At 37.9% G+C, this 13,473-nt stretch carries 10 protein-coding genes; 8 read left to right on the top strand and 2 right to left on the bottom strand.

The features are described from left to right. Nucleotides 1-2: 2 nt before the first annotated feature. The 3 genes from J3U73_RS06155 to J3U73_RS06145 are packed head-to-tail and all read left to right on the top strand — an operon-like array spanning nucleotide 3 to nucleotide 3,533. Nucleotides 3-1,157 (top strand): sensor histidine kinase, encoded by a 1,155-nt coding sequence (locus J3U73_RS06155; RefSeq protein WP_220220650.1) that lies wholly within the window; start codon nucleotides 3-5, stop codon nucleotides 1,155-1,157. A 43-nt stretch (nucleotides 1,158-1,200) separates the two neighbouring features. Beyond that, nucleotides 1,201-2,769, top strand: a complete 1,569-nt coding sequence (locus J3U73_RS06150; protein ID WP_220269074.1) for a UDP-N-acetylmuramoyl-L-alanyl-D-glutamate--2,6-diaminopimelate ligase — start codon at nucleotides 1,201-1,203, stop codon at nucleotides 2,767-2,769. Between the two features lie 17 nt (nucleotides 2,770-2,786). Continuing rightward, complete coding sequence (locus J3U73_RS06145; RefSeq protein ID WP_267409867.1) at nucleotides 2,787-3,533, top strand: aspartate/glutamate racemase family protein; 747 nt, start codon at nucleotides 2,787-2,789, stop codon at nucleotides 3,531-3,533. 544 nt (nucleotides 3,534-4,077) lie between these two features. Here the strand turns inward: J3U73_RS06145 and J3U73_RS06140 are convergent. Next, a complete protein-coding gene (locus J3U73_RS06140; RefSeq protein ID WP_323848372.1) occupies nucleotides 4,078-5,472 on the bottom strand; it encodes an IS3 family transposase in 1,395 nt (464 codons plus the stop codon). Nucleotides 5,473-5,612: 140 nt separating this feature from the next. Further along, complete coding sequence (gene hflX, locus J3U73_RS06135) at nucleotides 5,613-6,878, bottom strand: GTPase HflX (protein WP_267409866.1); 1,266 nt, start codon at nucleotides 6,876-6,878, stop codon at nucleotides 5,613-5,615. A gap of 372 nt (nucleotides 6,879-7,250) precedes the next feature. Here hflX and J3U73_RS06130 point away from each other — a divergent pair, with 372 nt between their 5' ends. From J3U73_RS06130 to J3U73_RS06110, 5 genes are all read left to right on the top strand, one after another. After that, on the top strand, nucleotides 7,251-7,706 hold the full coding sequence (locus J3U73_RS06130) for a PTS sugar transporter subunit IIA (RefSeq protein ID WP_220268528.1): 456 nt from the start codon (nucleotides 7,251-7,253) through the stop codon (nucleotides 7,704-7,706). A gap of 21 nt (nucleotides 7,707-7,727) precedes the next feature. Then, entirely contained in the window at nucleotides 7,728-9,128 is a 1,401-nt protein-coding gene (locus J3U73_RS06125) for a PTS galactitol transporter subunit IIC (RefSeq protein ID WP_220268527.1), read from the top strand. 34 nt (nucleotides 9,129-9,162) lie between these two features. Then, a complete protein-coding gene (locus J3U73_RS06120; protein WP_220268526.1) occupies nucleotides 9,163-9,453 on the top strand; it encodes a PTS sugar transporter subunit IIB in 291 nt (96 codons plus the stop codon). Nucleotides 9,454-9,555: 102 nt separating this feature from the next. Continuing rightward, on the top strand, nucleotides 9,556-11,610 hold the full coding sequence (locus J3U73_RS06115; protein WP_267409864.1) for a BglG family transcription antiterminator: 2,055 nt from the start codon (nucleotides 9,556-9,558) through the stop codon (nucleotides 11,608-11,610). 362 nt (nucleotides 11,611-11,972) lie between these two features. Beyond that, entirely contained in the window at nucleotides 11,973-13,412 is a 1,440-nt protein-coding gene (locus J3U73_RS06110) for an MFS transporter (protein WP_267409863.1), read from the top strand. The last annotated feature ends 61 nt before the right edge of the window (nucleotides 13,413-13,473 follow it).

The raw sequence follows: 13,473 nt of genomic DNA, 5'->3' as shown, positions 1-13,473 counted from the left end.
AAATGAAAAAAGAACGTGTCAAGTTAACAGCCGCGGAAAAAAGTGAACTTTTCGCTGAAGGCGTAATTACGGTTGTATTATTGTTGCTGCTCAATTTATCAATCGTTATTTTAATCAATCTGACCATTCTGCAAAATAAAAACTTGGTAAACGGTATTTATTTTTTAAAGAAAACAATTACTTTTGCTGGCGGACGGCATCTCTGGTCTTGGCAAAACACCTTTTTGGTGATTATGGGTATTGGGGATTTAATTGTCCTTTATTGGCGACTCATCAGGCGTTATCACCAGATGCAGCTGCGTCACGTTATTTCAGAACTGCATTATATTGCTCAGGGTCATTTTGATCACACCATTTCTTTTAAAGTGAAAACAGACCTGCAAAAAGTTATCGACTCAATTAATTCGCTAGTTGATAGTACGGTAACTGCTATTAATGAAGAAAGAACGATTGAAAAGTCCAAAGATGAATTAATTAGTAATGTTTCTCATGATATTAGAACACCGCTAACCTCAATTATTGGCTATTTGGGCTTATTGAAATCAGGGGTCTCAGATCCTGAAGACCAGCAAAGATACCTCAATATTGCGTACATGAAAGCCGAGCAAATGAAATCACTTGCTCATGACCTGCTTGAATATACGACACTTAAGTCAACTAGTACTAAGCTTAGTTTATCTTCTTTACACATCTTTTCGATGCTAGAACAAGTGGCTGCTGGCTTTGAATTTGAAGCGGATGAAAAGGGAATTATTTTTAATATTGAAACAAGACCTAAGGACCTAACAATTCAAGCCGACCCAGAAAAGCTTGTTAGAGTCTATAATAACTTGATTTCTAATGCTTTAAAATATGGTACTGGGGCAACGCAAATTAACTTGATAGCTAATTTAGTCAATAACAACGAAGTTGAACTGCGGGTAGAAAATAACGGTGCACGCATTCCAGAAGAATCATTAAAAAAAATTTTTGAGCGTTTTTACCGGATGGAGACTTCCCGAAATACCAAAACTGGGGGAACTGGGCTCGGGCTCTCGATTACTAAGAGTATTGTCGACTTGCATCATGGCAAAATTCACTGCGAATCAGATGATAATTGGACACGTTTTATCATTTGTTTGCCATTAGATCCAAAGAATGCAAAAACTCACGCCTAGCTGTGATATAATTTTGACTAGATAACTAATAGAGGGGTATAGCATGAGTATTTCTTTAAATACCTGTATTTTAATTTTAAAAGAACATCACCTGCTTAAGTCTAGTGCAGTTCAAGATACGGTGATTACGCGGATGGAATATGTTTCCTATGATTCACGTGATATCCAAACTAATACCTTGTTCTTCTGCAAAGGAGCAGGTTTTCGACCAACTTATTTATCAATGGCAAAAGATAACGGTGCTAATTGTTATGTTGCTGAACAGCCTTATCCGGAAGGAAAAGGGATGCACGCCTTGATTGTACGTGATGTTGCCAAAGCAATGGCCTTGTTATCGGCAGCATTCTTCCGGTTTCCACAGGATGATTTATATGTAATTGCCATTACTGGAACTAAGGGTAAGACAACGACGGCATACTTTTTAAAGGGGATGCTTGACCAAGTTAATGGCGGCAGAACGGCATTAATTTCTTCCGTTAATAATGTTGTGGGGCAAAAACCAGAAGATACATTCAAGTCTAGCCTGACCACACCAGAATCTCTTGATTTGTTCCGTGACATGCGTAATGCAGTTGATAATGGCATGACTCATTTAGTAATGGAAGTTTCTAGTCAAGCTTATAAACGTAACCGGGTATTTGGCCTAACTTATGATCTCGGGTTCTTCTTGAATATTTCTCCAGATCATATTGGTCCAAACGAGCATCCTAATTTTGCGGATTACTTACACTGCAAGCTGCAGTTATTGGTTAATGCACGTAAGTGTATAATCAATGCACAAACTGCGCACTTTAACGAAGTTTATGCGGCAGCTACCACTACGACTGATCCTGACAGCATTTATTTATTTGCTGATGAGAAGTTTGAAAATCCTGCTTTACCGCAAATAATTGATTTCCGGTATTCTTCTGAAGAACTTGATATGGCACGGACTAAGTTCAAAGTTTCATGTATCAGTGACCAAGCTAAAAAGCTAAAAATTGCGGGTGATTACGAGCTAAAGATGTTGGGTGATTTTAATGAGTCCAACGGAACAGCTGCTGTGATTGGTGCAGGCTTAGCTGGAATGGAACATGATGCTGCTGCTAGGGGCATTCGCAATGTTAGTGTTCCCGGAAGAATGCAGACAGAAGTAACTAAGGACCATGGTGTGGTAGTAGTTGATTATGCGCACAATGAAGCCTCAATGATGGCACTGATGGGCTTCATGCAACGTGAATTTGATAATCCAAAAATCATTGTGGTTGTCGGTGCACCTGGAGATAAAGGCGTTTCTCGCCGTCCCGGTTTTAGTAAAAGCTTGAATGCGTACGCCGACAAGGCCTTCTTGACTACTGATGATCCCGGCTTTGAGGATCCACTAGAAATTTGCCAGGAAATTGATGCTGGTATCGATCATTCAAAAGTGGATGTAACAATTGAACTTGACAGGCAAAAGGCCATTCACGATGCAATCAGCATGGCGAAAAAAGGTGATGTTGTCTTAGTCTGTGGCAAGGGCGAAGATGGCTTCCAGAAAGTACGTGGTATTAATACCCCTTATCCTTCAGATATTACTGTTGCTCAGCAAATAATTAACGAGTTAGAAGGACAAGACGAGCACTTTAATTAGTGAGAAAAGCAGAACATATGAAAAACTTTTTTACCATTCTTGGCGGAATGGGAACGATTGCGACGGAGAGCTTAGCTCGCCAATTAAATCACCGAATTAAGATTACTAAGGATCAGGACTACTTAAATTACGTTTTGGTCAATGATGCTCAAATTCCTGATAGAACAGCATATATAAAAGATCATTCGCAACCTAATTTCTTTCTTAATTTGCGTGAAGATGTTTTACAGCAAGCGCAACTTAAGCCAGATTTCTTTATTATGCCGTGTAACACTGCACACTATTTTTACGATGACTTGGCAGCGCTAACCGATGTTCCTTTCTTGCATATGATGCGGATTGCTGTTCACCGGTTTGTGCAAGATTACCCAGACGAAACAAAAATTGGTTTAATTGCGACTGAAGGATCAATTTATGATCATCTTTATGTTGATGAATTAGCCAAGGTAGGGCGAAAAGCTGAATTAGGCGGCCCAGAAATACAACCGTTAGTAACTGAATTAATCTACGACAACATCAAGCAAAAGGGTGTTGTTGATGCTGAGTTGTATCACCGCATATTGCGCAAAATGCATGATGAGTATGGCTGCGAGGTTATTTTGCTGGGTTGTACCGAGTTATCTTTGGCACAAGAAAAGGCGCCAGACCACCCGTATAATATAATTGATCCCCAATCAATTATTGCGGATGTGGCAATTGAATTGGAATTAAAAATTCGTGCGGGAATGGCTCCTGCAGAAGCTGTAAAAAAATATTTATACTAAATTGCTTTTTCATTATTGCTTGCTAGATTAACAATAATAATTAAATAAAGAAGACTAAAAACTTTTTTGATAAAAACCCCGAAGTTAGAACAACTTCGAGGTTTTTTATTATGGCTAAATTATCTAAGCAAGATAAAATTGAAATTTTCAATCTTTGATATAGTCAGTAAGCACTTGCACAAATACAATAGCAAAATACATTATTTACTACTTTTTTAAAAGAGCGACTCGTACAAAGTAAAGATGTAATGATGCCTTAAATCATCGGAAAAAAATGTGTCTACTGTATGGATGTATATATTCCCGCTGTTCCTGTAATATCTACCTGCTTTTCTCGATGAGCAATTCAATATTAATTCTTTTACCTATTTTTCTTGATTTCTCAATTTAAAATCTAATTGTGTTTTAAGAAAATGCTCAAATACTAAGTTACCTGCATAGCCTTCTTTAATATTAAATGAGATAGGTCACATATCTAATCTATTATTAAAAAATAGTGTATCATTGATATGAACCCCAAAATTAGGACACTTTGTATTAGCTGCTAGCTGAGGACTAACTTCCGATATTCAAGCGGAGTTAGTCCTTTTAGTTTGATTTTGATTCTTTTCTGATTGTAATACTCAATGTAGTCTCTGATTGCGTCTTCCAGTTCATTTAGATTCTTAAACCGCTTTTCAAACCCATAAAACATTTCTCGTTTAAGTATGCCGAAGAAACCTTCCATTAAGCCATCATCAAGCGAATTACCCTTGCGTGACATTGATTGGCTAATGCCATGATTTTTGAGCCATGCTTGAAATCTGTAGTTCTGATATTGCCAGCCTTGATCGGTGTGGAAGATCAAGCCGTTCAGTGCCGGATACTTGTGCCAGGCCTTTTTTAACATATCCATGGTCTGTTTAAGATTAGGGCTGCGAGAAATGGTATAGGAAATAATCTCTTGGGTACACCCATCAATGATCGGTGATAAGTAGGTCTTTTGCCCATTGAGCTTAAACTCAGTTATATCTGAATACCATTTATGATTGGGATAAATCGCACTAAAGCTACGTTTAATCAGGTCAGGCTTAATTGGACCTTGAGTACCGCGATAACTGTTATATTTGCGCCAGCGTTTACTGACGATGCCAAACAATTTCAGCTTGTTCATTAAGCGCTGCACTTTTTTATGATTGGCTAATAAACCGCGACGTCTTAATTCCAAAGTAATGCGCCGATAGCCATAGCGGTGCTTGTGTTCTTCATAAATAGCTTTGATTTCAGCCATTATTTCTTGGTTATCCCGATCTTTATCCTTCTTCTTTAAAGCGTAGTAGTAATTACTACGAGAAAGATGGGGCAGATTGGGATTGGCATTAATAGCAGCAAGAATAAAAGTTACGCTGACTTTAAGCTCACGTCTTAGTTGGGTAACTGCCACGGCTATTTCCGGGGCTTGCGGTTCTTGGTCCGCTGGTCGACTAAGACGCTCAATTTTTTTACAAATTCGTTCTCGATAGTCAGCTTTAAGTTCTGCTGGCGTAAGCGCTCGTTTTCTTGCTTGAGTCGATGATTTTCCTGTTTGATCAGTTGTTCTCTTTTGGTCATGGGGCGGTCTTCCTCTTTGCTTATTAACGATATTATACCCATTTTTACGATATTCTCGCAGCCAATTGTACAACATGCCAAAACTTTTTAAACCTAAAGCTAGTGCTACGTGATAAGGGGGTTCATGATCAACTATGATTCGCTTGAGTGCCTGCTCCTTAAAATTACTTGTGTAAGTAGTGTAAGGCTGGTCTAAAATAGCCAGACCGTGACGATTAATCAAAGCCAACAAGTAATTGATATTAGACTTGCCAACCCGATAATGCTGACTTAATTCAGTAGGACCAACTTGATAATCATGCCAAAGATGATAGATTTCAATTTTATCTTGCTTAGATAATTTAGCCATAAAAATAACCCCCAAATTTGTCCTAAATTTGGGGGTCACTTCATGAGCAGTCTATTTTTAACTAGTTAAATATAAAAACAAAAAGACTTTATTTCTTAATTATGACTGTTTGCAGTAATTGAGAATAAAGCCTTTTTTAGTTAGATTATATAATTTTGAAACTGTTGCTGTTTTTCTGGTGCTAGTCTGGCGGTAATATGAACACCGTCTGCGCGATAATTCTCGGCAATAATTTGAGCACTTTCGTGTAAGTCGGCCAGCGGTTTGCCAGCCGATAATGGCAAGAGCAAGTTAACTTGTTGGTAATTGGCAAAAACTCGTTTAGTAATTAAATTAGCCAGCAATTTAATTGATTCTGGATTAGTAGCTGAATATAAAATTCCGCTACCTTCAATTTGCGGATAATGACGTTCAGACTTATCTGCTTTATTGTAAGCCGTAATCATCGGGGTATTTTTAACGCCAATCTCAGTTAGAACATTTTGCGTAGTACGAATCATTTGAATCATATTTGGATCTGACGCATCAACTACGTTAATTAGCAGATCGGCATCCTTAACTTCTTGTAAAGTAGCCTTAAATGATTCAATCAGATTATGAGGCAATTTAGAAATAAAACCAACTGTATCGGATAGGATAAAGCTAAAATTATTGTTTAGCTCAATCCGTCTGACATTGGTGTCCAAAGTTGCAAAAAGCATGTCCTTAACAAAAACCTGCTTTTCGTCGTTTTCCTTGGTAAATTCTGCTAGTAAGCCGTTCATCGTCGTTGATTTACCGGCATTAGTATAGCCGACCAGGGCAACCTTGGGAATATGGTTTTGATTACGTCTTTTGGCCTTAATTTCTTCTTGTCCCGCAATTTCCTTCAGCTCTTTTTTAATGACGGCAATTTGCTTCCCAATTGTCCGCCGGTTTAATTCTAGTTTTGATTCACCGGCACCACGGTTAGCAAAGCCACCGCCGCGTTGCTGGTCAAGGTTATTTTCTGACGGATGCAGACGCGGCAATTCGTATTCTAGCCTTGCAAGCTGAACTTGCAATTTAGCTTGTTTGGTTCGCGCCCGATTTGAAAAGATCTCCAAAATTAATTCTGTCCGATCAATAATCCGCAACTTAGTCATTTTTTCTAAATTACGGATTTGGACGGGGGTTAATTCATCGTTTAAAATAAGAACTTTCGCCCTTAAGCCACGGGCCATATCCTTAATTTCGTTTATTTTACCGAGACCAAAGTAGGTGCCAGCAACAACATGTTCCAGGTTTTGCCGTGATTGGCCAACTACTTCCATATTGGCTGCTTCTGCTAAGTTAGCCAGTTCAGCCAGATAGTAATCAAAATTAGGGTCATTTAAGTTAACGCCAGCAATATAAGCTTTGGTTTTATGAGGTGTGTTATCGATCATGTAGTCCTCTTTTTATGTTTAAATCTTTTAGTGACATTTTATCTAGCGATTTTGCTTGTAATAATCCTCATGATCACGATCTCCTTTATGTAAATTAGGTTAGCTTAATTGTAATACAAAAGTGCAACTTTACCAAAAAGACGGTTAGCAACAAGTATAAATATAATAGGGAAAAATCATATCAATTAGATGTGATTTTTTATTTTGACGAAATTTAATCTAAATATGGTTTAAGAAAAAAGCACTTAACTTATCATCAACTTCTGCTAGTGCATTAGTTGCACTGAATTTTACAGGCATCAGAGACTTATCACGGAAAAGTGGTAATGATTAAATTAACGGTGAAATGGCCTAAAGAATGGAGGTGAATTAATGGAACTTTTAAGCTCAGATTTAGTTTTTGCACATCTTAAAGTAAATAATGCTACTGAGGCTCTTCATTTTCTGGCCGGTCAGCTAAAGAAACAAGGAAAGGTTAAGGCTGATTTCGAGCAAGCGGTTCTTAAGCGCGAACAGATTCATCCAACTGGTCTGCCTAGTGGCAAGATTGCAGTTGCGATTCCCCATACTGATGTTCAGTATGTTAAAGAGGCGGCAATTACGTTTGCGACACTGGCAAGTCCGGTAGCCTTTCATAATATGGCGGTTACTGCCGAAACTGTCAATGTTCAGATTATTGTTATGCTGGCGCTAAAAAATCCACATAGTCAGGTTAAAATACTGCAAAAATTAATGGCATTGTTTCAAGACCAAGAACTTTTGCAAGGGTTAGAGAAAATGACGGATCAGCAGAAACTATACGAAGCTGTATCTGAATATATTAAGTAAAAAGATTGGGAGGAATTATTTATGAAACCGGTAATTGATTTCATTATGTATATTGTTGGTTTGGGACCTACCGTCCTAATTCCAATAATTATGTTAATCTTTGGACTTTGCGTGCGAGTGCCTTTCACTAAAGCGTTACGTGGTGGTCTGATGGTCGGCATTGGCTTTATCGGTCTAAACGCCACCGTTTCAATTTTGACCGATGTAATGAATCCTGCGATTAAAAACATGATCCAGGTAATGCATTTGAACTTGCAGGTAATTGATGTCGGTTGGCCATCAGCATCAGCGATTGCATACGGCACCGCGGTTGGTGTTAGTATGATTCCCTTGGGAATTGCCATTAACATTCTGATGTTGGTGACGAAAACTACGTCAACCATTGATGTGGATATCTGGGATTTTTGGCATTTTGCCTTTAGTGGTTCTTTAGTTTATGCCTTAACCAAAGATATTGTACTTAGTTTGTTTTTAGCCAGTGTTAATATGATTGTAATCATGGTGACTGCTGACAGAACTGCACCGTTATCGGAAAAATACTTGGGTTTACCGGGAATTTCCATTCCCCACGGCTATGCTGGTTCGTTCGTGCCAATTGCAGTTGTTTTTAACTGGTTAATCGATAAGATTCCGGGTATTAATAAAATCCATATGGATGCCAAGGATTTCAATAAGAAATTTGGCTCATGGGGTGAACCTACATTGCTTGGCTTTGCCATCGGAATTATCATTGGCATTCTTGCTTATGGCTTTATTCCAGGAATGTCAATTGCAACTAAGTTGGGCAAAATTATGTTAATGGGCGTTACTTTGTCAGCGGTAATGATTATTACACCAAAGATGGCTGCTTTGCTTTTGCAAGGAGTTGTTCCCGTATCTGATGCAATTCAGTCGTTTACCCAGAAAAAATTTGCCGGTAAAAGAAAAATTTACATTGGGATGGATACTGCGGTCGGAATTGGTAGTCCAGTCGTCTTGGCCTGTGCCACTTTAATGATTCCAGTAGCATTGTTGTTTGCCTTTATTTTGCCGGGCAACCAGTTTTTACCAACAATTGGACTAGTCGGCTTTGTCTTCATGTTTCCATTGATAGTTTCAATCACCCACGGAGATTTCTTTAGATCATTTATTATCGGGGCCATTAATGTCATTATTGGTCTTTGGATAGGGACTAATTTGGCGCCATTAATAACCAAGTGTGCCCGTGCAGCCCATTTTGCCATTCCAAAAGGTTCATCCCTCATTTCAAGTATTGATTACGGTTCTAACCCATATCCTTGGCTAATTGTTCAAATCGCACCTTATAAAATTGCGGCATATGCAATTGGGATTGTGCTAATTGTTGGCTTATGCTGGTGGAATCGTAAGAAAATTACTGCGGAAGAAAAAGTAGCAGCTGCTGCTAACCAGGACAAGAAATAGTTTTAATTATAAATAGTGATAAAGGAGAAAACAGATGAAAAAGATTTTAGTTGCATGCGGAGCTGGCGTTGTTACTAGCACATCAGCAATGAATAAGCTGCAAGAAGAACTAGCTAACAGGGGGATATCACCAGATGAATATACTTTAGGGCAATCTTCTGTAGCTCAGATTGAATCATTAGCTGGGGACTACGATTTAGTTATTACGACAACGCAATATGATAATGATGCGGTTAAAATTCCCGTCATTAATGGTCTGCCGCTTTTAACTAACATTGGGATTGATCAAGTTATTGACGAAGTAATCGATAAGTTAGATTTGTAATTCACGGCTGTTAAATTCTTATACTATTGCATTTAAAGGGTGATTAATGTGACGGCAAGCAATTTTGCCAGTTTAACAAGAGCTCGGGAGTTATTAAACTATTTGGCAAAAGCACCTGGGTTTGTTAGTTTGAAAGAAATCTTAACCACTTTTAGAATTTCACGACGGACGGCTTTTAACTGGTTAAAAACAATTAATCAGCAGCTTCAAGCACAAAAATTAGATCAAATAATTAATATTCCACGCTACGGCTATAAACTAACTGATCGGACTAAGAAAAGTCTTACGCAAAAAAAAGCTAAATTGCCGTCGCTGCAGATGAACCATGAAACTATCTTAAATGCGCGTGAGAGGCAAACTAAGATAATTTTATTATTGCTGGATCAAAAGCATTATCTGTCAATTAATCAATTAGCTGAGATGTTTCATTGCTCCCGCAATACCATTATTAAGGACTTTAAGGCTCTCAAACGACACTTTCCGGCACTAAAAATCGGCAGTTCGCGTTTAGGACACCGCATTATTAGTGATGAAAACTCAATTCGGATAACGGTTTATGAATTATTATTGCGACAAGACAAACTCGTTTATGCTTTTATCAATCGCTTAAATTATTCATTCTCCAAAGCTAAGGAATTGGTTATCAAGACGCAGCAACAATTGCACATAAATTTTTCTGAAAATTCTATTCAGCAACTAACTTACCTTTTGTTGTTTACTAAGTGGCGAATTACACACAATCAAATTATTGCTCAGAGTGAAAACTGGCAGTGGATAGCTCAAAATACTAAAGATGTGTTGCCTACCTGTACCAAACTACTTGTTAAACTGGGCGGCAATGAGAAGCTAAAAGGTGAAATTGTTTTTCTCAGTAAAATTTTCTTGTGTTCCCAAGCAACCGAAGTTGATTGCATTAGTAAAAATTTGTACCACGATATTAGTAATATTGCTCAGGAAATAATATTTCGCTATGAACAATTAACCGAACAGCAAATTTCGTACCGCGTGTTTACTAAGACCTTGTGTAATCATCTTTATGCAACCTTTTTCCGGGTAAAATTTGGTATCCCATTTTCTTCCAATGAGGTTGATGAAATTAAGTGGCAATATCCCGTATTAATCAAATTTACGGCAATTGCATGTGCTCCATTAGAACATTATCTGCAGAAAAAATTGCCTAGTGAAGAAGTAGCATTAATTTGTCTTTATTTTGGTTCAGTCAATAATCGGGAATATCAGGAGTTTACGGAAAGTGATAAGTTAAAGCGTGCGCTATTGGCTGAAGTTTTAGTGGTTTGCTCAAGTGGGATTGGAACTTCAGCGATGCTATACCATGAGCTTAGTAAAACTTATCCGCTGATTAAATTTTCTTTACCACTTGAAATTCGCGATTTGGCTAAAATTTTTCAACATAATTACCAGGCCAAACTGATTATTAGTACTACGACTTTGCCTAAAGGCAAGTATCCCATTCCGGACGTGAAGGTTAAAGCCGTTATAACTAAGCATGACCAGACAATTATTGATAGTTTTTTGCGTGAAGAAGTTCCGCGTAAACTCGAGCATAATACCAGTGCAGTAAACAGCCTGGTTTCCATTATTAATGAATATGCAGATGTAAAAGATGAAAAGGGCTTACGGCTTAGCTTAGATAGATTTATTTTTCCAGGTTTACAAAAAAATAATAAAGCAGACTTGCCTACGTTAAGCGGTCTTTTACCTGCTAAGCACATTAGAGTTTTGCGGAAGAAAGATCAACTCAAATGGCAGACGGTTTTAAAATTGGGGTGTAATTTACTTGAACAAGACGAAATCATCGACCAATTTTATTTTGAAAAAATTGTTCAATTGATTAATCATTACGGTCCGTATATGCTGATTGCTAATAACATTTTTTTAGCCCACGCGGCCCCCAGTAATAGTAATAAGAAAGTTGGCTTGTCATTAATCTTACTTGATCAGCCATTAGAAATTCGTTCACGCGGGGAATCTGCTTGGGTAACATGCATGTTTGTCCTTTCACCGGGAAAAGAAAAAGAGCACGAAAAAGCACTTGAACAACTTGTAGACATTGTAAGAAGTCAGGAAAACATTAATCGTCTATTGAAGGCTAAATCACCGCAGGAAGTGCGCCAATTCTTATTATCGTTTTACTAAATAATTAAAAAGCGTTCATTGCTAAATGAGCGCTTTTTAACTGGCAAATTTAGCATTACTCCCAGTTATTCTTAACCTAATCGGTAAGTTTTTACCAGTCGTCAACTCTTTGGGTCAAAAACTGCAACCTAATACCGGCTAAGTGTGAATTAGCTAAATTTATTTACCATTTTTTGGACAAAATGTAAAATAATAATGGTCTGAATTACCTACAGCCTCAAGGCTTTTACAGCTACTTATAAAAGTAAGCGGTCACATCATATAATGTGGCCGTACTTTTTCTTGGCACCTAAGAAAAAAAGTGTATAATTTAAATCATTAAGGTACCTAACTAAATTTGAAAATTGAGAGGATTGGTAAGAATGACACAAACTTTGAGTTACCAAACTAACCAAAAGGTGCAAAAAAATAGATGGTGGATATTGGTGGCAGTTGGGTTATTTACCTTTATGTCAACGTTAGACGGAACAATTGTTAATATCGCATTACCGGTAATTAGTAATGACCTGCATATTCCAATGAGCCAGTCGGAATGGGTTGTTTCCTTATACCTGATAGTAGTCTGCAGTTTTATTCTGTTCTTTGGCAAATTAAGTGATCTTCACGGAAAAATCAGAATTTTCCGGTTGGGAGCAATTTTCTTTATTGCTGGTTCACTGTTATCAGGTTTAAGGGTTAATCTAGTCTTTTTGTTGGCTGCCCGGGCATTGCAAGCGTTTGGTGCTGCAATGACGATGGCAACTAATAATGGAATTATCACCGAAATTTTCCCATCAACTGAACGCGGGAAGGCACTAGGAACTATTGGTTCATTTGTGGCCTTGGGTTCGATTGCCGGACCTGGCCTTGGCGGATTAATTTTAAGCCATCTTTCATGGTCATATATTTTCTGGCTAAATGTTCCAGTCGGTATTATTGCTGCTATTATTGGTGCAATTTACCTACCAAAAGACATTACCTTTACTAATGCACCGCTTGATAAGACTGGTTCATTCAGCTTTGCCTTGGGGATGGTTACCTTGTTTGGTGGCGTATTCTTAGGTCAGCAACTTGGCTTTACCGCAATGCCTGTTTCAGTCATGTTAATCGTTGGTATAGCTAGTTTTGTCTGGTTTGTTTATGTTGAAAATCATACAACTAATCCGTTGTTGCAATTCAACCTGTTCAAAAATCCTGATTTTTCAGTCAGCTTGTTGTGTGCATTATTAATCTTTATCACGAATTTCTTCTTTAATGTTGTTACGCCATTTTATCTTGAAAATGCCCTTCATTTGGCACCGAGCCAAGCAGGCTTGATTTTGATGATTTTACCAGTAGTTCAACTTTTTGCCGCTCCAGTTGCCGGTACGCTCTCTGACAAGATTGGGCCAAAATTAATTACTTTCATTGGGTTAGTACTACTTCTAATCAGTCAGATCGGTTATAGTCTGTGCAATCTACACTCATCCATTTGGCTCTTCATTGTGAGCATCGCTATTATGGGTCTTGGTAGTGGTATCTTTAGTTCACCGAACAATTCTTTGGTAATGAGCTCTGTTGAACAAAAAGACCTCGGTGTTGCCGGCAGTATTAACTCCCTTTCACGTAATTTGGGAATGGTAATTGGTATTTCAAGTGCAACGACGATTTTGTTTGCTGCAATGAGTCATGCTAAGGGTGTACGGGTTACCGCATATTTGCCTAAACAACCAGAAATTTTCATTTATGGCATGCATGTTGTCTTCATGATCTCAATGATTATTTGCCTCATAACTGTTATTTTAAGTGGTTGGCGCTTGTTTAAAAAAGACGCAAAAAAGTAATTGCTTTTTTTATTAAAAATATGCTAAAGAAAAAATGTTGGTGCAGAAGTGCAGCAACATT

Source organism: Lactobacillus sp. B4005 (assembly GCF_026536045.1).
GTDB classification, from domain to species: domain Bacteria; phylum Bacillota; class Bacilli; order Lactobacillales; family Lactobacillaceae; genus Lactobacillus; species Lactobacillus panisapium.
This window is presented reverse-complemented; position numbering and strand designations above follow the sequence as displayed.

Bases quoted from the DNA above. Each gene is read 5' to 3' on its own strand.
- J3U73_RS06155 (WP_220220650.1), top strand. From the start codon at position 3: ATGAAAAAAGAACGTGTCAAGTTAACAGCCGCGGAAAAAAGTGAACTT.
- J3U73_RS06150 (WP_220269074.1), top strand. From the start codon at position 1,201: ATGAGTATTTCTTTAAATACCTGTATTTTAATTTTAAAAGAACATCAC.
- J3U73_RS06145 (WP_267409867.1), top strand. From the start codon at position 2,787: ATGAAAAACTTTTTTACCATTCTTGGCGGAATGGGAACGATTGCGACG.
- J3U73_RS06140 (WP_323848372.1), bottom strand. From the start codon at position 5,472: ATGGCTAAATTATCTAAGCAAGATAAAATTGAAATCTATCATCTTTGG.
- hflX (WP_267409866.1), bottom strand. From the start codon at position 6,878: ATGATCGATAACACACCTCATAAAACCAAAGCTTATATTGCTGGCGTT.
- J3U73_RS06130 (WP_220268528.1), top strand. From the start codon at position 7,251: ATGGAACTTTTAAGCTCAGATTTAGTTTTTGCACATCTTAAAGTAAAT.
- J3U73_RS06125 (WP_220268527.1), top strand. From the start codon at position 7,728: ATGAAACCGGTAATTGATTTCATTATGTATATTGTTGGTTTGGGACCT.
- J3U73_RS06120 (WP_220268526.1), top strand. From the start codon at position 9,163: ATGAAAAAGATTTTAGTTGCATGCGGAGCTGGCGTTGTTACTAGCACA.
- J3U73_RS06110 (WP_267409863.1), top strand. From the start codon at position 11,973: ATGACACAAACTTTGAGTTACCAAACTAACCAAAAGGTGCAAAAAAAT.